This window comes from Bacillus cereus group sp. MYBK227-1 (assembly GCF_051916325.1).
GTDB classification, from domain to species: Bacteria; Bacillota; Bacilli; order Bacillales; family Bacillaceae_G; genus Bacillus_A; species Bacillus_A cereus.
Genome location: NZ_JBQAGK010000001.1, coordinates 77,937 through 99,077 on the forward strand (window position 1 = coordinate 77,937; position 21,141 = coordinate 99,077).

Genomic DNA, 21,141 nt, shown 5'->3' on the forward strand with positions numbered 1-21,141 from the left:
ATATGTAAATGTAAGGTAGAGGTTGTCCTAGTGTAAGCAAATGAATTGACTCGTCGTTTCTTTCTTACAATAATATTGTATGGAGGAAAGGAGGAAGGAAGATGGAAGCTTATTTTAGCGCACACCCATTAAAACCATTTATTCCATACTCAAGGCAACATGCCCTTATATTATTTATTATGTTGGTGGGGATATTTTTTCTGTATCAATACCAAGATGTATTACGTCAAAGTGAGTGGAATATAACGGTTCGATATGCAATTGCATTTTTATTTATAGGTAGTGAAATTGGGCTTCATATGTGGGAGTGGAAAGCGGGGATTTTTGAGCTAGCTACTTCATTACCGTTTGAATTATGTACGATTAGTTTATTATTAGCGTCGATTATGATCGTAACAAAAAGTTACCGCATATATGAGATTGTATTTTTCACGGGAATTATTGGTGCATCACAAGCTATTTTAACGCCAAACTTGCAGTATGCTTTTCCGCATTTTCGTTTCATTGAATATTTTATCGCGCATATATTGCTCATTTGGGCACCACTCTTTATGACTTGGGTGGAAGGCTATAGACCGACCTTGCAATCTATTAAGCGTACGATGATATTTTTAAACATATTGATTCCGCTTGTTTCGTTTGTGAATTATAAAACAGGCGGTAATTATATGTTTTTAGCTCATAAGCCAGAAACAGCTTCATTACTCGATATGTTAGGACCGCATCCTTACTATATTATTTCATTAGAACTCGCAGCGCTTATTGGGTGTTTTATTTTGTATATGCCGTTTGCAAAAAGAGAAAGGCATGCGCATAAAGAATCACTAGGATCATAACCTAGTGATTTTTTATGTTTGAATATTTACAATTCAGAAAATTAAGAATAAAATTAGAGAGTAAAATATAAAGAGAGAGAAGGGAAAACGTGGTCAAAAAAGTTTTTCTGAATGGGATGGAAGTGACAATTCAATTTATTATTTCGATTTTGGGGATTATTATGTTAGGGGCTCTGCCGAAATTGTTTTATGGATTTAAGCTGGATGTATCAAAGTACATACAGAGTTTAAAAGAAGTGTTTGTGAACTTAATGGATATTTCCAATTTGCAATATGTGAAAGGTAAATTTTTATTTCCGCAGCTGTTCGTCCATTATAAAGAAACGATTATTATTTTTTTAGCTGCTTTTTTTATTTCATTATTTGTAGCATTTTGTATTGTTTATGTAATTATGAGTAGTTCACCGCGTATACAACATCGAATTAAATCATTTCTTATCTTCCTAGAATCTATTCCAGATATCCTTCTTATTTTAGTATCACAAATTTTAGTTATATGGTTTTTTAAACAAACAGGTTTTTTACCTTTTCAAATTGCTTCAATTGGAGGCGAGTCAATTAGAGGATTGCCGATACTTTGTTTGAGCATCCCGACTACGATTATGTTTGTAAAAATGGTCGTGCTTCGTTTTGAAAATGAACTAGAAAAAGATTATGTACTATTTGCTAAGGCGAAAGGGCTGGGGCGCTTTCATATTTTAAATCGTCATATTTTACGAAATGTGTTGCTTAGTACATTATTCTTTGCGAAAACGAATATCTTTTTTATGTTATCTAATTTATATATTATAGAATGGATTTTTAATACGGGTGGTATTTTTATGTTTTTGAAATCTTATTTTGGTATTAGAGTTGAGGTTTTCATCGTTAGTGTGCTTCTTATATATATTCCGATTTTTATTTTATTTAAATTGTTTCATTATCTCATTCCGGCTGCGATGAAGGAGAGATTATAATATGTGGACGTATATAAAACGTGATAAAAGATTTTGGATAAGCATTGGGTTTCTTCTCCTATTAGTTCTTTTGAGCATCGGAAATACGTTATGGAATGATGGACATATTAGACAAGTTACATTGCAATATGATGCGGATGAAAATCCACAAGTGCCACCGTTTTCACCTTCATTACAATTTTTACTCGGGACAGATCGGAAAGGATACGACCTTTTACATTTAGTTATTGAAGGCGCGAAGTGGACGATTGGTATATCTATTTTAATTGCGGCACTTAGAATGGTAATAGGTGTGTTTTTCGGTGTCGTACTCGGAACGTATATAAAAAGAGGATTTTCAAAAATTGAGGCTTTCTTTGATAGTTTTACAGTTATTCCGACAGTTATGATTGCGTATTTTTTTCTTCAATCTGCAAATGCATTTGGAAGCGGGGAGGAAACAACAACCTTTTTTGAAAGGGCTTCGTTTCAAGTTGTCTTACTTGTAATGCTTGTAATGCTTGTAATGCCAGTTATTGCACTGTATGTTGCGAAGGAAGTTCGTAAATTGCGAACGGAGGAATTTGTTGATGCCGCACGCATATTAGGTGGATCGAGAAGACATATTGTTATAAAGCATCTTTTCCCGCACCTTTATATGACGTTTATACTTGTATTTTTTCAGCAGTTTACGCAGACTCTTACTATTTTACTGCACTTAGGGTTACTAGAAATATTCTTTGGCGGAACGGTTAAGTTTTTAGGACCGATAGAAGAAATAGAATCTTACACACATGAATGGTCAGGGCTAATTGGAGTCTATTTTAGATCTTTAACAGTGCATCCATGGATTCCTCTCGTCCCAATTACATTTTTCGGGCTTACCATTTTTTCAGGAAATATGATTGTAAAAAGTCTAGAAGAGGCGATGTTGAAAGTTCGATTAGGGGGAGAGATAAAGAAGGAAGTTGTAGAAGAGGAACAATCTGCTGTACAGTCAAAGGAAGAGTTGTTTACGTTTAAACATACGATGTGAAGAGAAAAAGAAGCAAGCATGGATTTCATGCTTGCTTCTTTTTACTTTGCAGAAACTTCACCTTCAGCTTCTGTTTGCGGAATAAAGTATCCGATTATACCACCAATTATTGCTGGAACGATCCAGCCGATTCCTAAGTTATAAAAAGGAATCGTGTGTACGATATTAGCGATAAAACTTGGTATCATTCCCACATTATCAAGTGCATGAATACAGCTAATAATGAATGCTGCGATCATTGCTCCGATGTAGACAGAAGGTTTACGTTTCGTATATTTATCGATAAATGATACGAAAATTAAAATGATTGTAATTGGGTACAAAATAATTAATACAGGTAGTGTGATTTTAATTAATAAGCTTAATCCTAAGTTTGAAATAACGAAACTAAAGATACAAACGTATAGTACGAGCTTTTTGTAAGAAACATTTGTTAATACTGTTGCGAAATAGTTGGCGAATGCACTTACAACACCAATTGCTGTTGTTAAACAAGCGAAGATAATGGCGATACTTAATAAAACATTACCGCTTGTCCCAAAGAATTGGTACATAACAGTTGCTAATAGTTGACCACCGTTCTCGAATTGTCCCAAGTTTCCGTTTGAAGCTCCGATATAACCGAGTAAGAAGTAAACAATTGTTAAGAATAGAGCAGCGATACTTCCGCAAATGATTGTATATTTCGCGATAGATTTCTTCTCTTGTATACCGTTTTGACGAATTGCATTTACAACAATTGTTGATAGTACGAGAGCGCCAATTGCATCTAACGTTAAAAATCCTTCAAGAAATCCTTTGAAAAACGGGATGTCTTTATAGTCACCGATAGGCTCTGCAAACGTTCCTGGTGAAAGAATCGCTTTTGTTGCCATAATTGCAATAATTACAAGTAAAATTGGCGTTAATATTTTACCAATATGATCTACTAGCTTGGATGGATTTAATGATAAGAAGTAAACGACTGTAAAGAAAATCGCACTAAAAACTAACATAGAATACCATTGATCTGGGAAAAGTGGTGCAATCCCAATTTCATAAGATACAGATCCAGTTCGTGGAATAACAAATAGTGGGCCGATTGAAAGATAAATAATGATAGCGAATACTGCTGCGAATTTTGGATGAACACGGCTCGCTAAAGTGTTAAAACTACCACCAGCAAGGGCAACAGCAACGATAGCAAGTAAAGATAAACCGACGTCTGTAATAATAAACCCTGTAATGGAAACCCACATATTTTCTCCGGAAGAAAGGCCAAGAAGGGGCGGGAAAATCATATTACCAGCACCGAAGAAAACTGCGAAGAGTAATAAACTAATCGAAAGTATTTGCGCTGGTTTCAAAGTTGTACGCATATAAAGAAAATCCTCCTAATGAGTATTTTTGTCGAAAATTCAAATAATTTGTCGAGTAACTGTTATTATTTTAAAGGTCTGATGACTAGAAAGCAATAGGGAATTTTGAAAAAATTAAAAAATAATGCATTAAATCGAATAAATATACTATTTGTATGTTTAATAGGAAGGATTTAACTTTTAACGTAAAAAAAACACATATCGCTAGGATACGTGTATTAAAAATATATTTTTCTATCGCGTTCTTCTTTTAAAATTTCAACCGCTTCTCGGAAACGTTGTGAATGGACAATTTCTCGTTCGCGTAAAAAGCGTAAACTGTCATTTATGTCGGGATCGTCAGATTGGTTGATAAGCCATTGATATGTGGCACGCGCTTTTTCTTCAGCCGCAATATCTTCGTATAGGTCGGCAATTGGATCACCTTTAGCTTGTATATAGGTTGCAGTAAATGGAACACCAGCTGCGTTATGGTAATGAAGTGCGCTGTCATGATCGACGTAATGAGGGTCGAGACCAGCTGCCTTCATCTGTTCAGGAGTCGCATCTTTTGTCAGCTTATAAACCATTGTAGCAATCATTTCAAGATGCGCAAATTCTTCTGTACCAATATCGGTAAGGAGGCCAATGACTTTATCCGGGATTGTATAACGCTGATTTAAGTAACGTAGTGCAGCAGCTAATTCTCCATCTGCACCACCGTATTGCTCAATTAATAATTTTGCAAGTGCTGGATTACAAGTGCCTACTTTAACAGGGTATTGTAATTTTTTTTCATAAATCCACATAGTTTCTCTCCTTTATATTTGCCATGGCCAAGGACCTTTGCTCCATTCCCAAGGGGCATTAGAATAGCTATTTCCATACTGTTGAAGCGGTCCATATTTTTCTTCCATCTGTTGTTTTAATACTCTTCGTTTATAGGAAAAATCATTAAATTGGTTAATAGCTGCTGTATCGTCTGGGTGGGTGTCTAAGTAAAGGGTTAGTTCAACTAATACAAAGTCTAATTCTTGGAGATTCTCTAAAAGTCGATAATACTCTTCTGGTAGTGGCTGGTTCACGTCAGTAGTCACCGCCCTTTTTTATAAGGATTTTCGTAATAATCATAAAAGATAGGCCATAAGGTTCCTTTTTGTAGTGCTTCTTTCGGTGAGAATTGTGGTAAATTTGGCGGTTGAAAACCTAAATATAAATTAGGAGGGGTAGAGTAATATTTTTTACCAATAGGAGGACAAGGATCTTGAGGACTATGATATGGCACATATGATTTCATATATTTATCCATTAATAAACCTCCCTATATTCTTCATCACTACGTATTGTATTCAGACATAATAGGCCTTTATGACACATATAAAAAAGTAATAGGTACGGGGGGAATGAATGTGGAGAATGTGAAACAATTCATTGTATTGGAAGTGAAAAACTTAAAGGAAACTTTGTATTTTTATGAAGGGATTTTAGGAATCAAGCCTAGTTTAGAAAGACCCCAATTAGATGTAACAGGGGTTTGGTATGATGCTGATTCAATGAGAGTTAGTTTTGTAATGAATCGTAGTTTGGGTGGGCGTGAGAAGAGTGTTACGGATTCGGTTGATGTACTAATGTTTTCAATTTCTAACATAGAGAACTTAAAGAAGAGGTTAGTGTTTTATAAAATTGCATATACAGAAAACAAAAGTGAGAAGAGTATTGTAGTACAAGACCCAGATGGATATAAAATTCAAGTGATAGAGAAGGACGAATAAACGGAGGGGATTTAGTGGAGAGGAATTATGAAGAAAGTGCATTGTTTGAGCATCAATTTTGGCTAAAGGTGCTTACTGATCATTCGCAATTTTTACTTGATGCATTAGCTCCGAAGGAAAAAGAGGATATAAAAAAGGCCACTTATTTTGTTGAAACATTTACGAATCTGTTAAATAAAGTTCGTAATGTGAATCTCATTGCGTTTTCAAAAGAGGCAGAACGAGCCGCAAAGGAAATACGAACGTTTAAATTAAGTATTATACAGAAACAACTCGAGGGAAAAATCACTATTCATTTTACGCCAACTTTCATCAATCATATGGTAAACGAAGTAGAAGAGTATATAACAGTGTTAGAATTTTTAAATAAAGGAGAAGTTCCGCCTGTTTTTCATGAATTACATTATCATCTCGTTTGGTTAACGGATGCGGCTGGCCATGCAGGGTCTATTTCTGGTGGATTAGATCTTGTTGAAAAAAGATTAAAAGAGAAAAGCGAAGAATTTACGAAGCACTTTGAACAATTTTATTTAAAGGCAGTTGAAATGACGGGGTATTTACGGACAGAGCTTCATCATTTTCCTGCATTAAAGAAGTTTACAAAAGATGTTTCACTTGAGTTAAAATTATTTTCGCATTTTCTCCATGAGGTCGAAGAGCTGGAGTTATCGAATGAAATATTAAGTGCATTATCTGCTAGAATGGCGGATCATATGGCAAGAGAAGAATGTTATTACTTATTAAAATTAGCACAATCGTCTGGACTTGAGATGCCAAAATGTAATCCGCTTTAAAGAAAAAAGAGGTCAATTTTATTTGGCCTCTTTTTCTGCTTTATTTTCTCTTTTTATTTTTGCTTGTTCAATACTTGCCTGTAATGTCTCCATAATATTGATGATGTTTGGAGTTGGAGAGATTGTTTCGGTTTTTTCCTGTTGTTCAATTTTGTTTTCGATTAGTTCGGTAAGGGCTTCTTTATACTCATCTGTATACATCTCTTGTTCAAAAGGATTTGTAAGATGGTGGATTAAATTGATTGCTGCTGTGAGTTCTTGTTTTTGAATCGGATAATTTTCGTTACTTGGTAAGTTAGGTGTATTTGTTATATCGCGAATTTCATTAGGGTAGTGAATAGTTTGTAATATAAGCCCATCTTCAAAGTTACGGATAATAGCTAAATGTTGTTTTTTTCTAATGGAAATATGGATAAGACCAAGTTTATTCGTACGTTCAAGTGCTTCTTTTAATAATAAATATGATTTTTCATGTCCTGAGGTAGGGCCTATAAAATAAGAACGATCGTAGAGAACAGAATCAATTTCGTTATTTTGGATAAAAGATATAATACGAATAGATCTTGGTTCGTGAGCTTTTTGCAACTCAGCTAATTCTTTTTCATCCATAATAATGTACTTATGAGGTGCGTATTCATAGGCTTTTACAATATCTTTATCATCAATTTCTTCATCCGTACAATCAGGAGCAAATTTTTTATATTTAATAGGTGTTAAGCATTCTTTATGAAGACTTAAAAACTTTATATCGTTTTCTTCTACGGCACTGTATAGTTTGATTCCTATATTTAATAGTCCAAGTGAAAGGGCACCTTTCCATACGGTATGCAAATGAAGCCTCTCCTTTCATTCAAAAATGATTATGTATATTATGAGATAGTAAGAAATTTCCTATACGTTTTTTGTTTTTACGGAATGTTAAGCAGGAGGATGTGGGATATAAAATATATTGACAAGCCCTCCAAAATATTTTAATGTGATTGTATAAAATTGTGTATATAAAGGGGAGTAACTTATTACAGTAAAGTCGTCATTACAGGGAGAAACCCTCGGCTTTATTGGCAACGTTTCGTTGTTAGTGAGACCTTTACCAGCAATGGTAAAGGCCCCTTATTGTCTTTTTTAGGACCCTTACCATGTTTGGTAGGGGCCTTTTTGTATACAAAGAGAGGAGATATAAAAATGAAAAAACTTATTAGTAGATTAAGAGTTGTATTTCATGTTCGCCGATTTGTTCCATTCCTATTTGACTTTTTCACTTCAAAAGAGGTTTCAATAAAGAAGAAAATTTTATCTATTGCGTTTTTAGTTGGTTATGTTGCGATGCCGCTCGATTTAATTCCAGACTTCTTACCGTTTATCGGTATTTTAGATGATATTGGAATTGTATTATTTATTTTGAACCGAATTGTAAAAATGGCGCCAGTTCAATTACAAGAAAAGCATAACGTAAACGTAGGATAGGAGTTGGGGTAGAAAATATGGAGCAAATTATTTTAGATATAATCGAGTTTTTAAAGCAATTTTCTTATTTTGGAGTTGTGTTAGCATTAACGTTTGAATTTATTCCAGCAGAAGTAGTTTTGCCCATGGTTGGTTATTGGGTGTACGAGGGAGATATGAATTTTTGGCTTGCTGTATTAGCCGGAACCCTCGGCGGAACGACAGGACCTTTAACGTTATATGCACTCGGTTATTACGGTGGTCGTCCTCTATTAATAAAATACGGGAAATACTTCTTCATTAAAGAAGAACAAATTCAAAAAGCAGATGATTTCTTTGAGAAATATGGACCGGTTGTAGCATTTGTTGGACGCTTTGTGCCAGGAGTTCGAACGCTTATTTCTGTTCCATGTGGTATGGCGAAAATGAACATATGGAAATTTAGCATATATACATTTGTAGCAATGTTCCCGTTAACGACTTTGTATGTTTATTTTGGAATGAAATTAGGTCCACATTGGGAAAAAGCAGCGGATGTTGTTGGGCAATATATGTTACCGATATTAGGAGGCGTTATTCTTATCGTTGCTAGTATCTTTGTCTATAAATATATGAAAAAAAGAAACAAAACAGAATCTATCTAGTCACATGAATATTTTTTGAAAATAGATGAATAGTACAGGCAAAAGACTCTGGGGGACATACACATATAGGGAATATAAAAGAGAGAGGGGAAACAACTATGTCTTGTGAGTGCTCAGGGTCAGCATTAACTTGTTGTCCAGATAAAAATTATGTGCAAGATAAAGTGTGTAGTCCGTGGTCTGCTACTGTAGTTGCAACAGCAATTGATAATGTTCTCTATACAAATAATATTAACCAAAACGTAATTGGTACTGGTTTTGTTAAATATGATGTTGGACCAGGCCCAATTACTGTAGAGGTACTTGATTCTGCTGGGGGTACAATTGATACACAAACATTAAACCCAGGAACGAGTATTGCTTTTACGTATCGCCGCTTTGATAGTATACAAGTTGTGTTACCTGCAACACCTGCTGGAACGTATCAGGGAGAATTTTGTATTACAACACGTTATCCACTTTCATAGCAGAATAGGAGAGGATCGAAATGGGAATGAGAAGTTCCAGTTTGTCTTGTTGTTCTAATAAAACACTTGTGCAAGACCAAGTATGTACAGACTGGTCTATTACAGGTGCTGGTACTCAAATTGTATATACAAATAATATCACGCAAGAAGTATATGGTTCAGGTTACGTGAAGTATGATGTAGGTGCCAACCCGATTACAGTTGATTTTTTAGTAGGTGCAACAGTGGTTGATACAATTACTGTACAACCACAAAGTAGTGGTACTTTCACTGTCCGATATTTTACTACTGTCCGAATTACTACGACAGGAACGACTGTTAATCAAGGAGAGTTTTGTATTACAGTACGTTATCCAATCTCATAAAAAGCATACCGTGAACGGTATGCTTTTTATATTAAGGAAATAATGAAATTGGTATTCTATAAGCAACATGTAAATTCGCAACAGTACTTGCCTTCTAAATATAGTGAAGGATTACTTGTTATATTGATAATATTGATCGACTGTAGGTCTTTTCCTGTGTACGATATTGTATTACCAGGAAACACAGTGAAAATATTGGTTACTGTTCCAACGATTTGAATTGTAATTGCTTCGTTGCTGCTAGTACTATTGTAAACCGAGACAGTACCTGATATAAGTAGTATCCCATCACTTTGCCATAGTATCATTAATTGTGATGCATCTTTGGCAGAGGAGATGGTGTTATTAGTTATGAGGAAATTCCCTGCAAATTCATTTGTTACTCGCTCGCAATTTGGATTTGGAGGAGGGGGCGGTGGACAAGGGTCTGGACAAATAATAGATAAAGGAGCGAAACAGCCGATATTTTTTTTATTCTTCAATACAACCCCTCCTTTTAAGTTGTCTTTTATTACTATTAAATGTAAAAGCATGGCCGATGTGTTAAAAAAAGAAGGAAATATTAAAAATTAAGATTGTCTAATAGGCTTAAACCTTAACTTATCATTAGTGTTATAGAAAAGATTATATGTGAATAGTCATAGGAAAAGAATGATCAGACTCTTTTAGACAAAAGGTGGTTGTATACAATAGTACGAGTAATGTTGGACTTAATTTATAATTAACTGTATATTTACAAAAATCTAATAAAGTTCATTTGTTATTTAAACGACATTAACATGTATTAGATAAAATAGCCCTTGTAATGAATCAATTATTATGAGGAGGATTCACGTGGACAGAAATGCTTTAAGAAAAGTAAAAGGCCTTATTGGATTATTAATGTTTTTTGTATTAGCATTCGTATCATTTCCATGGAGTACATCAGTCAAGGCGGAAGAGAAAAAGCAAGAAAAGGCATCAAGTGAGAAGAAGATAGTTTTTCCAGTTGTAAGTGATGTGCATATTAAAAACAGTGGAACAGATGATACGTTTCGCTGGAAAAGAGCGATTGAACAGTTTAATACACTAGCACCAAAGCAAGATGCATTTGTTATTGTAGGTGATTTCACAGATACAGGATCAGTGCAGCAATATGATCGTTTCATGCAAGTGTATAATGAAAATGCAAATAAAGATGCCGTGAGAATGAATTCTCTTGGTAACCATGATTATTGGAACGGTTTATCTGTAGAGGGCGCACAGAAGCGTTTCTTAGAAAAAACAGGTATGGAATCAATTTATTATCATAAAGTGGTAAAAGGTTATCACTTCCTTGTTATGTCTCCAGAGAATGGAACAACTCATGGCTATTATTCGGACAAGCAAATTAATTGGTTAAAAGAAGAAATGGCAAAAGCGCAAAAAGATGATCCAGAAAAACCGATTTTTGTATTTTTACATCAACACATTAAAGAGACAGTATACGGTAGTCATGAATGGGGAACACAAGATAGCGCAAAAATTAATGCAGTATTAAAAGAATACCCACAAGTTATTACGTTTTCAGGTCATTCACATTATCCATTAGATGATCCGAGATCGATACATCAAAAAGACTTTACATCAGTTGGTACATCTTCAGTAAGTTATATGGAAGTTGAAGGTGGTAAAGTACAAGGGAATATCCCGCCAGGAGCTAGTACGTTAAGCCAAGGTTTATTAGTAGAAGTAGATGATAAAGAAGTAACGATTAATCGTCGTGATTTCCATACGAATTCTTGGACAGGCGAGCCTTGGAAAATTAAATTACCAGCAAAGAAAGAAACATTTACACATGTAGAAGATCGTGATAAAGAAAAGCCATACTTTGCTAAGGATGTAAAGCTTGCTGTATCAAATGTAACAGAAAATGCGGCAACAGTAACATTCCCACAAGCGTTGGACAACCTCCTTGTTCACTCTTACCGTGTGCAGGCTAGAGATAAGCAAACGGGTGAAATGAAAAATAAATTGTTAGCATTCTCAGAGTTTTATCGTGATCCAGTGCCGAAAGATCTTACGTTTACACTGGCAGGGTTAGATGGCGGGAAAACATATACACTTGAAGTTGTTGCAATTGATTCGTTTGGTAATGAAAGTGCGCAGCCTTTAACGGCAGAAATTACTACGAAAAAAGATGAGATTGATCCGAATGTAAAAGTGCCAAAGGCTGATGTTTTCGATGTGAATTTTGCAGATGGTACATTTAAAGACAATTCACCATTTGGTACAAAAGGTGATGTGAAGGGCAATGTGACTATTGAATATGATAAAGCATTGAAAAAGAATGTTATGAAGTTAAACGGACAATCTAATACATTTGGATACCTTCCATTTTCAGCAGCACAAAAAGAGAAAGTAGCAAATACATTTACGTTAGAAACGGTATTTTCAATGAATCAAATCCGTGGCCAAGGTATTTTGCAAAATACAGAGAGCGGCGGAATTGGATTTGAGTCTACAGGAAGTGGATATGTTGAATTATGGGCTCACATTGGTGGCAGCTATAAACGTGTTGGAGTTCAATTAGAAGCGAACAAAACGTATCATTTAACAGGAACGTATAACGGAAGTGAAGTAGCTATTTATGTCGATGGTAAAAAAGTAAATAGCCAACCAGCTACAGGGAAAGTGTATCATCCAAATGTACCATTTGCACTTGGAGCGGATCCTGATAGCAATGGAAATGGTGGCATTCCGTTAAATGGACAAATCGCGCTTGCGAAATTATATAGTAAAGCGTTAAGTTCTTCAGAAGTATTAGCAGCGTACAATGAGTTTTCTAACCGTACGAAATTAGAGCAAGTGAACGCGTTATATGAAGAGCTTGGAAAAGGGAAAGAAGTGTTAGCTGGTACGTATGAGTTTGGTGATAAGCCAGGTCAATATTCAAAGGAAGCATTTCAAGAACTAGAGAAAAGCTATAATAATGCAAAACAAGTGTTTGAAAATGTAGGGAGCACGGGAGAGCAAATCGTTCAAACATATAACGAATTAAAAACAGCTAATGTAACATTTGTACAATCTAAAGTAGTAGAACAACCGAAAACACCGAAAGAAAAATTACAAATCAATATTGAATCTGCAAAAGTAGTAGTGAAAAAAGCGCAAGATGCAAATGTAACGGACGTTTCAGTGAAAGCACTGAGTCAAAAAATTACAGTGGCCGAAGCTGTAGTGAAAGATGTAAAAGTAAAAGATACACAGGTAGAAACAATGAATCGTACATTAGAGTATACGATTTCACTTGTTGAAAAAAGCATAAACAAATAAGAGAGAAGAAAAGAAGCTTATCATGATAGGCTTCTTTTTTGTTATACTAAAATTAGTATAGAATGAAGGAGCGAATAATTTGGAACAGAAAAAGCTAAAAAGAATTCTTGAATATGTATGGATCGCGGTTGTGCTCCTTGTAGGATATTATTTCTTAAAAGAAAAAAGTATATGGGTTTTATTTTTAATGACGTTTTTATTAGCGGGTTTAGGCACGTTATTTATTAATTTCTTCTTTGATAGTTTAAATGCCTGGAAGAATAAAAAGAAGGGAACGAAGTAAAGGAGGGAATATATGCAAAAGTGGAAGCTCATATATCAGGTGATTATTTTCCTATTGCTTGTAGGTATTGGAATTGTGAAATACGCAACGCCAATAGGAAATTGGGCATGGTTTACAGCTTGCATCGGCATATTTTTCATTTTACAGTCGTTAACGAAAAAATATAATAGTACAGAAAAATAGCTCGCCGCTAAAACGGCGAGCTATTTTGTTATGCTTTTTTCTTTTCATCATTTGTTTTTTCAATAGCTAAATGACTATGTTTCCTAGAGTAGAAGAAATAGAAGCATAAGCCGACTATAAGCCAAACTGCAAAGCTAATCCATGTTGTTTTAGACAAATTGATCATTAAATATAAGCAGCAAAGAATCGCGACAACTGGTAATACAGGTACGAAAGGTGTACGGAATCCACGTTTTAAATCAGGGTGTGTTTTTCGTAAAATAAGTACTGCGCAGCAAACGAATGTAAAGGCTGTTAACGTACCGATGTTTACTAAATTCGCTAGCAAATGTAAGTCTAAAAGGCCTGCTAATAAAGCAGCAACAACGCCAGTAATCCACGTATTTAATAAAGGGATTTTTACTTTTTTATTTACACGTGCTAACGCTTTTGGAAGTAAACCGTCACGGCTCATCGCATACGAAACGCGAACTTGTCCATACATAACGACTAAGAGAACGGTTGTCATTCCAGTCATCGCTCCAACAGCGAGTAGTCCTGCAATTGTATCCTCACCAACGAAATGCAATGCAAATGCAACTGGATCAGAAACGTCTAATTGCGTATAAGGAACCATACCTGTTAAAACGAAAGATACGATCATATATAAAACAGTACAAATAAGAAGAGAACCGATAATACCAATTGGTAAGTCACGCTGCGGTTTTTTCGTTTCTTCTGCAGCTGTTGCGATTGCATCAAATCCTAAGAAGGCGAAGAACACAGTGGCAGCCCCAGTAATAATACCGTCGTATCCGAATGGGATGAACGGTGTCCAGTTTTCAGGTTTTACATATTTTGCACCTGCTACGATAAAAGCGATAATAACGGCTAACTTAATAAGAACCATAATATTATTAATGCGTGCGCTTTCGCGTATACCAAAACTTAAAAGGCCCGTAATAAGAAGTAAAATACAGACAGCAGGTAAATCGATGAGACCACCTTTTCCTACGCCGGGGGCCGAGGCGATTATGGCGGGCAGGTGTATATTGAACCCTTGTAGTAATGATTGCAAATAACCAGACCAACCGACAGCTACTGCTGCAACGGCAAGTAAATATTCGAGCATTAAACACCATCCGACGATGAAGGCGACGACTTCTCCGACTGTCATGTATGCGTAAGTATACACACTTCCTGAGACAGGAATAGAAGAAGCAAATTCAGCGTAACAAAAGGCTACACAAGCACAAGTAAATGCAGCAATAAGGAATGATAGCATAATACCAGGACCAGAATGTTTTGCTGCAACAATACCTGTTAATACAAAGATCCCTGTCCCAATTACGGCGCCGATTCCTAAAAATGTTAAATCGAGTGCAGTTAATGTTCTAGCTAGCTGCTTTGGTGATTCAGTACTAAGCGCTTTTTTTCGTAATAATGACTTCACTTTGGACTCTCCCCCCGTTTTTTCATTTCCATAACTGCGACTATAGTATGAGTCCATTAAAAAAGAGTAAGTAAGGAAGTGGAGGTGCAGTTATGGTATGTAGTTTTTTAAAATTGCTGGATTAATCTTAATATAATTCAGAATATTTTGTCAAATAAAAATATGACAAATAAAATGCGGATCAATAGGGGAAACTACTTGCAGAAATGGACGGGGGTTAACGACCCACTGATTAAAGTTAAAGTAGGAGCAGATGCTATGTTATTTTATTTTGAACTTGTCGTCATTTTACTTTGTACGAAATTAGCTGGTGACATTAGTGTAAGACTTGGTCAGCCTTCTGTACTTGGTAAGTTAATTGTCGGTATTATTATCGGTCCGGCTGTACTTGGTATTATTAATAGTTCTGAACTGATTGATGAATTGAGTGAGATTGGTGTTTTGTTACTTATGTTTATGGCGGGACTTGAAACAGATTTAGAAGAGTTAAATCGGAATTTGAAATCGTCGTTTGCAGTAGCGGCCGGTGGAATTATTTTTCCTTTCATCGGTGGTTATGTAACAGGATTGCTGTTTGGATTAATACAATCCCATGCCATTTTTTTAGGGTTATTACTTTGCGCAACATCGGTTAGTATTACGGTGCAGACGCTACGTGATCTAGGAAAAATGAATACGAGAGAAAGTACAACAATTTTAGGTGCTGCCGTATTTGATGATGTCATTGTCGTTATTTTATTAGCATTTGTAATGAGTTTTTTAGGAACACAAGATGTGAATATAACACTTGTCATTGTAAAGAAAATTATTTTCTTTGTAAGTATTGTTTTTATTGCTTGGAAAGTCGTTCCTTGGATTATGAAAATGCTTGTCCCGCTTCGTGTAACAGAAGCGTTAATTAGCGCGGCTCTTATTATTTGTTTCTCTTTTTCTTATTACAGTGAAATGATGGGAATTGCAGGCATTATTGGAGCATTTGCAGCAGGAATTGCTATTTCTCAAACAGAGTATAAGCATGAAGTGGAACATAAAATTGAACCGATTGCTTATGCAATATTTGTTCCAGTATTCTTCGTAAGTATCGGAATGGAAATTACATTTCAAGGCATTGGAAGTCAGCTTTGGTTCATTATTATTATGACTCTCGTTGCGATTTTCACAAAGTTAATCGGATCCGGCTTAGGCGCAAGACTGACAGGATTTAATCGCCAATCTTCTATCAGTATTGGTGCGGGGATGGTATCACGTGGTGAAGTAGCGCTTATCATCGCAGCAAATGGACTTACGGCGAATTTATTAGCGAAAGAAAATTTCACAGCGATTGTTATTGTTGTTATATTGACGACGATTATTACACCGCCACTTTTGAAGAAATATTTTGTATAGACAGGAAGGGCTTATCTGATGTAGGTAAGCTCTTTTTTTATTCTCAAAAGCAATGATCATATAGCATGAAGGGTTTGTAATTATGGTAAAATCTATGTATGTGATATGACAAGGAGAGGGAAGTGTGAAGATTACGAAGGAGAAGGTTATCGGTGTAATCGTACTTATTGCAGTATGTATACCATTTACTGCATGGAAAGAATCAAAAGTGAAAGATTTTCCGGTTTCTATTTTTTCGGAAGAAGCAGATGGTGAGTACGGTCAGAAGCTGAAATATACTGCTTTTTTACCTGATGTTGCGATTTGGATGAACGGTTGGGAAAAGAAGTGGACAGAGGGGGAAAGAACTGTTTATCAAAAAGGGAATCGCATTGTAAATGTGTTTCATCCTCCTGGCGATGATGGTTATTACCTTCTTGAAGCAAGAGAAAATAAGTGAACGCAACCGTAAGAAGTGGAGGTTAAATAGTGAAAGCTTCAACATTACTATTTAAAATTGAAAGTAATATGGATCAATTTTCACCAGCTGAGAAGAAGGTTGCCATGTACATAATGGAGAATGCAGAGATTGTACCGAATTTAACGACGAAAGAAGTGTCAACGAATGCAGGAGCAAGTGAAGCGAGTGTCGTTCGCTTTTGTAAATCGATTGGAATCGGAAGTTTTAAAGCATTTAAGATAGCACTCGTTCGTGAATTAACGATTGCTGATTATAATATTAACGATTTTTCAGTGATGAATACAGAAGATGGACCGTATGATTTATTTAATAAAGTTACTTATGTGAATAAAGCTGCAATTGAGGCGAGTGTTACTGCAATAGATAAGAGGGAACTTGAGAAAGCAGCGGATCGTATTGTCAATGCGGGCAAAATTATATTTTACGGAGTAGGCGGATCAGCTACGCCAGCAATGGACGGGGCTTATAAATTTACGCGGCTTGGATTTACAGCGATGATGCTATCTGATTTTCATATGATGTTGCCACTTGTGACGAATTTAAAAGAAGGCGATATATTTGTTGCGATTTCAACATCTGGTCGAACGAGAGATGTGCTTGAAATGGCGCAGTATGCAAAGAGACAAGGTGCAACTGTTATTGGAATTACGAAGCTAGATCAATCATCCCCCCTATATAAAGAAGCGGACATTCTTCTTTGTATGCCAGATGTAGAACAAGATCATCGTATTGCAAGTATTGCGTCGAGAATGACGCAACTGAATATGATTGATGCTTTATATGTGATTACTTTCAACCGAATTGGTAATAAAGTATTGGATCAATTTATGGAGACGCGAGAAGAAGCGTTGCGGTTACGGAAGTTAAAGTAGAAGAAAAGATGAGGAGACTCATCTTTTTTATTATCTTTGACACAAATATGTCATGTTGTGAAATTTTATTTCATAAAATAAGAAGGTGTTATTGATTTTTAATTTCTCAAAGTTATAATAAAAGTGTGAAATATAATTTCAAAGAGGGTGGAAATATGTTAGAAAATTTATCGACAGAACATCGTAATGAGAAAACAATGAATCTGGATGAAATGAGCATAAAAGAAGTGTTGCAAAGTATGAATGAAGAAGATCGAACTGTTGCGTTAGCAGTTGAAAAAGAGATAGAACAAATTGAAAAGGTTGTACAGACTGTTATTAAATCTTTTGAAGAAGAGGGACGCTTAATTTACATTGGTGCTGGTACGAGTGGTCGTTTAGGTATTCTAGATGCAGTGGAATGTCCGCCGACATTTGGCACGGATGATAAAATGGTGCAAGGATTTATAGCAGGTGGATTGAAAGCGTTTACTAAGGCGGTGGAAGGTGCCGAAGATCGCGAAGAGTTAGCAGAAGAAGATTTAAAATGTATTGGATTAAATGAGAAAGATACAGTGATTGGAATTGCTGCCAGTGGCAGAACTCCTTACGTAATTGGCGGCTTGAAATACGCACAGAGCGTAGGAGCGAGTACAGCGAGTATTTCTTGTAATAAAAATGCTGAAATAAGTAAATATGCAAAGTTAAATGTGGAAGTAGAGACAGGTGCAGAAATATTAACAGGATCAACGCGTTTAAAAGCTGGTACAGCACAAAAATTAGTGCTGAATATGATTTCAACAGCTTCGATGATTGGTGTAGGAAAAGTATATAAAAACTTAATGGTAGATGTTCAATCCACAAATGAAAAGTTAGTAGAACGGTCAAAACGAATTATTGTGGAAGCAACAGGTGCTAGTTATGAAGTAGCGGCAGAGTATTATGAAAAGGCAGAACGTAACGTAAAAGCTGCCATTGTTATGGTGTTGTTGCAGTGTGAGTATGGGGAAGCACTGGAGAAACTAAAATACGCAAAAGGGTTTGTGAAGAAAGCACTATAAAGTAATAGGGAGGGGGATTCTATTATGAAGAAAGAAGAGAGAATGGCCAAGGAAATTTCGGAGCAACTTGGTGGAATAAAAAATATTCGTAGTATTGCTCATTGTATGACGAGACTACGTTTAACGCTTCATGATGAAAGTAAAGTAAATATGGACCTTTTGAAAAAAGTTGAAGGCGTTATGGGTGTTATAGAAGATGAGACGCTTCAAGTTGTCGTTGGTCCAGGAACAGTAAATAAAGTAGCAGCTGAAATGGAAGGTTTGACAGGACTACGAATTGGTGAGGTAGCAGATCATCACCTTGAAGATATTGGGCAAGAGATGAAATCAGAGATTAAGAAGAAAAATAATACACCGGTGAAAAACTTTTTACGAAAAATAGGAAGTATTTTCATCCCATTAATTCCGGGGCTTGTTGCGTCAGGAATTATAAACGGGGTTGCTAACTTTGCGAAAAATGCTGGTGCTGATCCAAATGCAACGTGGTTACAAATGTTACTACTCATTGGCGGCGGTATCTTTACATTCTTAGGAATTTTAGTCGGCTGGAATACAGCGAAAGAATTTGGCGGGACACCGGTTCTTGGGGCAATTGCTGGTATTTTAATTTTCAACCCGGCGATGGCAAACGTAAAATTGTTTGGTGAAGCATTAGTGCCCGGACGGGGCGGATTGTTTGCAGTTATTTTTGCAGCATGGCTTATGGTTGTAGTGGAAAGACAAGTTCGAAAAGCAGTGCCAAACGCAGTTGATATTATCGTGACACCACTCATTACTGTATTAGTTGTAAGTATCGTAACGATGTTAGCCATTCAGCCATTAGCAGGTTTCTTATCAGATGGTATTACGAGCGGAATTAATGCTATTTTAAATATTGGCGGAGCATTTGCTGGCGCAGTACTTGCGGGAACATTTTTACCTCTCGTTATGGTCGGATTGCATCACGGTTTAACACCAATTCATATGGAATTTATTAATCAAACACACGTAACACCTTTATTACCAGTGCTCGCAATGGCTGGTGCTGGCCAAGTGGGCGCAGCAATTGCGATTTATGTGAAAACAAAAAACAAACGACTTCGAAATGTAATTAAAGGTGGATTGCCAGTTGGCTTTTTAGGAATTGGTGAGCCGTTATTATACGGGGTGACATTACCACTTGGGAAACCGTTTATTACTGCTTGTTTAGGAGCGGCTGTCGGTGGTGCATTCCAAGCAGTTATGCAAACAGCTTCTCTTGGAATTGGCGTATCAGGGCTATCTTTAATTCCGTTAATTGCTGACAATAAATATTTACTCTATTTCTTAGGTTTAGTAATTGCATATGCTTTCGGATTTATCTTTACGTACTTCTTCGGATTTAAAGAAGAAATGGCAGAAAACATATAGAGAAAGGGATTCCTTTCTCTTTTTCTATTAATAGAAAGGGAGATTTATATGATCGGAGTTTCCATTTATCTTTCAAAAGAACGAGTAGAGAAACAAGAAGAGTGGCTAAAAGTAGCGAAGGAAAATGGGTTTACATCTATTTTTACATCACTGCACATTCCAGAAGATGATCCAAATACGTATAAAGAGTTAATTCAAATATTAGGGAAACAAGCTCTTGCACATGAAATGGAGTTAATGGTTGATGTTTCTCCAAAATCGTTACATCATTTAGGGCTAACATATGAAAATGTGGAAGAACTATTGGACTGGGGCATTACCGGTTTAAGAATGGATTACGGCATTGCGCCAAAAGAAATTGCAAGCGTATCTCATAAGATGAAAGTAGCTTTAAATGCAAGTACGATTACAAAGCCATTTTGGAAAGAATTACTTGCAGAACATATAAGAGTAGAGAATGTAGAAGCGTGGCATAATTTTTATCCACGTCCAGAGACGGGACTAGCAAAGTCCTTCTTACAAAAACAAAATCAATATTTACAGGAGTGCGGAATAAAAACGATGGCATTTATTCCAGGAGATACGGAAAAACGTGGTCCGTTATATGAAGGGTTACCAACGTTAGAAAAACATCGCAATATGCGCCCGCTTGAAGCGTACTTAGAACTTGTTCAAGATTGTGGTGTTGATAAAGTATTGATTGGAGATATAAGCGCAAGTTTGGAAAGTATGCAAGAAGTAGCTAGTGCGAGTAGAGGGATTATTCCATTGCGTTACAAATCATTTATAACTGATAAAGAAGTATTAAAAGTGGTGGAGCAAGTGCATACAAATAGACTAGATCCGGCTCGTGATGTTATTCGATCTGTAGAATCAAGGGAAGGAAATAGAGTGGTTTTACAGCCGATGCATACAATTGTAAGAAAGAAAGGCAGCATTACAATTGATAATGAATTGTACGGTAGATATGCAGGGGAGATGCAAGTTGCTACACATGATTTACTTGTAGATGAGAAAGTGAATGTTGTTGGAATAGTTGTGGAAGAGGACGTTTCTTTACTGCCTTATATTGGCGCTGGAAAAATGTTTCAACTTTTTCTATGCGATAGAATAAAAGCTTGAATTAGCGCTATTTTGTAGGAAAACATTATCCGTAAAACGGATAATGTTTTT

At 36.0% G+C, this 21,141-nt stretch carries 26 protein-coding genes; 19 read left to right on the forward strand and 7 right to left on the reverse strand.

The genetic code is table 11. The features are described 5' to 3' along the window. The first annotated feature begins 101 nt into the window (after positions 1-101). The 3 genes from ACTFRM_RS00535 to ACTFRM_RS00545 all read left to right on the forward strand — a co-directional run bounded on the left by ACTFRM_RS00535 (position 102) and on the right by ACTFRM_RS00545 (position 2,807). Complete coding sequence (locus ACTFRM_RS00535; protein WP_000388698.1) at positions 102-836, forward strand: YwaF family protein; 735 nt, start codon at positions 102-104, stop codon at positions 834-836. An 89-nt stretch (positions 837-925) separates the two neighbouring features. Further along, positions 926-1,792, forward strand: a complete 867-nt coding sequence (locus tag ACTFRM_RS00540; protein WP_000239670.1) for an ABC transporter permease subunit — start codon at positions 926-928, stop codon at positions 1,790-1,792. 1 nt (position 1,793) lies between these two features. Beyond that, positions 1,794-2,807: an ABC transporter permease gene (locus tag ACTFRM_RS00545; protein WP_440043065.1), complete on the forward strand. Its 1,014-nt coding sequence runs from the start codon at positions 1,794-1,796 to the stop codon at positions 2,805-2,807. 41 nt (positions 2,808-2,848) lie between these two features. Here the strand turns inward: ACTFRM_RS00545 and brnQ2 are convergent, their stop codons facing one another. The 4 genes from brnQ2 to ACTFRM_RS00565 form a co-directional block, all read right to left on the reverse strand. Further along, entirely contained in the window at positions 2,849-4,165 is a 1,317-nt protein-coding gene (gene brnQ2 / locus ACTFRM_RS00550) for a branched-chain amino acid transport system II carrier protein BrnQ2 (protein ID WP_001260934.1), read from the reverse strand. A 218-nt stretch (positions 4,166-4,383) separates the two neighbouring features. After that, the gene (gene cotJC / locus ACTFRM_RS00555) at positions 4,384-4,953 is read right to left on the reverse strand and encodes a spore coat protein CotJC (RefSeq protein WP_000265278.1); all 570 of its coding nucleotides are present in this window, start codon (positions 4,951-4,953) and stop codon (positions 4,384-4,386) included. 12 nt (positions 4,954-4,965) lie between these two features. Continuing rightward, positions 4,966-5,229: a spore coat protein CotJB gene (cotJB, locus tag ACTFRM_RS00560; RefSeq protein WP_001075543.1), complete on the reverse strand. Its 264-nt coding sequence runs from the start codon at positions 5,227-5,229 to the stop codon at positions 4,966-4,968. A gap of 8 nt (positions 5,230-5,237) precedes the next feature. Beyond that, positions 5,238-5,453, reverse strand: a complete 216-nt coding sequence (locus tag ACTFRM_RS00565; protein ID WP_000362187.1) for a spore coat associated protein CotJA — start codon at positions 5,451-5,453, stop codon at positions 5,238-5,240. Positions 5,454-5,487: 34 nt separating this feature from the next. On the opposite strand from ACTFRM_RS00565, the gene ACTFRM_RS00570 reads away from it, so the two are divergent. Together ACTFRM_RS00570 and ACTFRM_RS00575 are read left to right on the forward strand one after the other, a co-directional pair. Next, positions 5,488-5,916 carry a VOC family protein gene (locus tag ACTFRM_RS00570; RefSeq protein WP_162837398.1) on the forward strand — a complete coding sequence of 143 codons (429 nt, stop codon included), beginning with the start codon at positions 5,488-5,490 and terminating at the stop codon, positions 5,914-5,916. 14 nt (positions 5,917-5,930) lie between these two features. Continuing rightward, positions 5,931-6,710 carry a DUF2935 domain-containing protein gene (locus ACTFRM_RS00575; RefSeq protein WP_000440988.1) on the forward strand — a complete coding sequence of 260 codons (780 nt, stop codon included), beginning with the start codon at positions 5,931-5,933 and terminating at the stop codon, positions 6,708-6,710. An 18-nt stretch (positions 6,711-6,728) separates the two neighbouring features. On the opposite strand, the gene ku is transcribed toward ACTFRM_RS00575, so the two are convergent. Next, positions 6,729-7,541 (reverse strand): non-homologous end joining protein Ku, encoded by an 813-nt coding sequence (ku, locus tag ACTFRM_RS00580; protein ID WP_000557737.1) that lies wholly within the window; start codon positions 7,539-7,541, stop codon positions 6,729-6,731. A gap of 351 nt (positions 7,542-7,892) precedes the next feature. Between ku and ACTFRM_RS00585 the strand changes: the two genes are divergently transcribed. The 4 genes from ACTFRM_RS00585 (at position 7,893) to ACTFRM_RS00600 (ending at position 9,629) form a co-directional block, all read left to right on the forward strand. Next, the gene (locus ACTFRM_RS00585) at positions 7,893-8,174 is read left to right on the forward strand and encodes a YkvA family protein (protein ID WP_000733844.1); all 282 of its coding nucleotides are present in this window, start codon (positions 7,893-7,895) and stop codon (positions 8,172-8,174) included. Between the two features lie 17 nt (positions 8,175-8,191). Further along, positions 8,192-8,797: a DedA family protein gene (locus tag ACTFRM_RS00590; RefSeq protein WP_000435017.1), complete on the forward strand. Its 606-nt coding sequence runs from the start codon at positions 8,192-8,194 to the stop codon at positions 8,795-8,797. Positions 8,798-8,895: 98 nt separating this feature from the next. Further along, positions 8,896-9,264 (forward strand): DUF3992 domain-containing protein, encoded by a 369-nt coding sequence (locus ACTFRM_RS00595; RefSeq protein ID WP_001277537.1) that lies wholly within the window; start codon positions 8,896-8,898, stop codon positions 9,262-9,264. A gap of 20 nt (positions 9,265-9,284) precedes the next feature. Next, a complete protein-coding gene (locus ACTFRM_RS00600) occupies positions 9,285-9,629 on the forward strand; it encodes a DUF3992 domain-containing protein (protein ID WP_000525819.1) in 345 nt (114 codons plus the stop codon). 56 nt (positions 9,630-9,685) lie between these two features. On the opposite strand, the gene ACTFRM_RS00605 is transcribed toward ACTFRM_RS00600, so the two are convergent. Further along, positions 9,686-10,069, reverse strand: a complete 384-nt coding sequence (locus tag ACTFRM_RS00605; protein WP_225989749.1) for an S-Ena type endospore appendage — start codon at positions 10,067-10,069, stop codon at positions 9,686-9,688. On the opposite strand from ACTFRM_RS00605, the gene ACTFRM_RS00610 reads away from it, so the two are divergent. The 4 genes from ACTFRM_RS00610 (at position 9,954) to ACTFRM_RS00625 (ending at position 13,389) form a co-directional block, all read left to right on the forward strand. Beyond that, positions 9,954-10,202, forward strand: a complete 249-nt coding sequence (locus ACTFRM_RS00610; RefSeq protein ID WP_002025365.1) for a hypothetical protein — start codon at positions 9,954-9,956, stop codon at positions 10,200-10,202. The genes ACTFRM_RS00605 and ACTFRM_RS00610 overlap by 116 nt on opposite strands. Before the next feature lie 261 nt (positions 10,203-10,463). Further along, the gene (locus ACTFRM_RS00615; protein ID WP_440043066.1) at positions 10,464-12,923 is read left to right on the forward strand and encodes a LamG-like jellyroll fold domain-containing protein; all 2,460 of its coding nucleotides are present in this window, start codon (positions 10,464-10,466) and stop codon (positions 12,921-12,923) included. 79 nt (positions 12,924-13,002) lie between these two features. Further along, positions 13,003-13,206, forward strand: a complete 204-nt coding sequence (locus tag ACTFRM_RS00620; RefSeq protein ID WP_000435797.1) for a hypothetical protein — start codon at positions 13,003-13,005, stop codon at positions 13,204-13,206. 12 nt (positions 13,207-13,218) lie between these two features. Continuing rightward, positions 13,219-13,389, forward strand: coding sequence for a hypothetical protein (locus ACTFRM_RS00625; protein ID WP_001174838.1), 171 nt, complete (start codon positions 13,219-13,221; stop codon positions 13,387-13,389). A gap of 28 nt (positions 13,390-13,417) precedes the next feature. Here the strand turns inward: ACTFRM_RS00625 and ACTFRM_RS00630 are convergent, their stop codons facing one another. Further along, entirely contained in the window at positions 13,418-14,878 is a 1,461-nt protein-coding gene (locus tag ACTFRM_RS00630; protein ID WP_002040681.1) for an amino acid permease, read from the reverse strand. 105 nt (positions 14,879-14,983) lie between these two features. Here ACTFRM_RS00630 and ACTFRM_RS00635 point away from each other — a divergent pair, with 105 nt between their 5' ends. The 6 genes from ACTFRM_RS00635 (at position 14,984) to ACTFRM_RS00660 (ending at position 21,090) form a co-directional block, all read left to right on the forward strand. Beyond that, entirely contained in the window at positions 14,984-16,207 is a 1,224-nt protein-coding gene (locus ACTFRM_RS00635) for a cation:proton antiporter (RefSeq protein WP_060852387.1), read from the forward strand. A 124-nt stretch (positions 16,208-16,331) separates the two neighbouring features. Further along, positions 16,332-16,646, forward strand: a complete 315-nt coding sequence (locus tag ACTFRM_RS00640; RefSeq protein ID WP_000704958.1) for a hypothetical protein — start codon at positions 16,332-16,334, stop codon at positions 16,644-16,646. A gap of 29 nt (positions 16,647-16,675) precedes the next feature. Beyond that, positions 16,676-17,539, forward strand: coding sequence for a MurR/RpiR family transcriptional regulator (locus ACTFRM_RS00645; RefSeq protein WP_000648174.1), 864 nt, complete (start codon positions 16,676-16,678; stop codon positions 17,537-17,539). 155 nt (positions 17,540-17,694) lie between these two features. Further along, positions 17,695-18,579, forward strand: a complete 885-nt coding sequence (gene murQ / locus ACTFRM_RS00650; protein ID WP_000892339.1) for an N-acetylmuramic acid 6-phosphate etherase — start codon at positions 17,695-17,697, stop codon at positions 18,577-18,579. Positions 18,580-18,603: 24 nt separating this feature from the next. Beyond that, positions 18,604-19,968, forward strand: a complete 1,365-nt coding sequence (locus tag ACTFRM_RS00655) for a PTS transporter subunit EIIC (RefSeq protein WP_000711293.1) — start codon at positions 18,604-18,606, stop codon at positions 19,966-19,968. Positions 19,969-20,016: 48 nt separating this feature from the next. After that, on the forward strand, positions 20,017-21,090 hold the full coding sequence (locus ACTFRM_RS00660) for a DUF871 domain-containing protein (protein WP_137396389.1): 1,074 nt from the start codon (positions 20,017-20,019) through the stop codon (positions 21,088-21,090). The last annotated feature ends 51 nt before the right edge of the window (positions 21,091-21,141 follow it).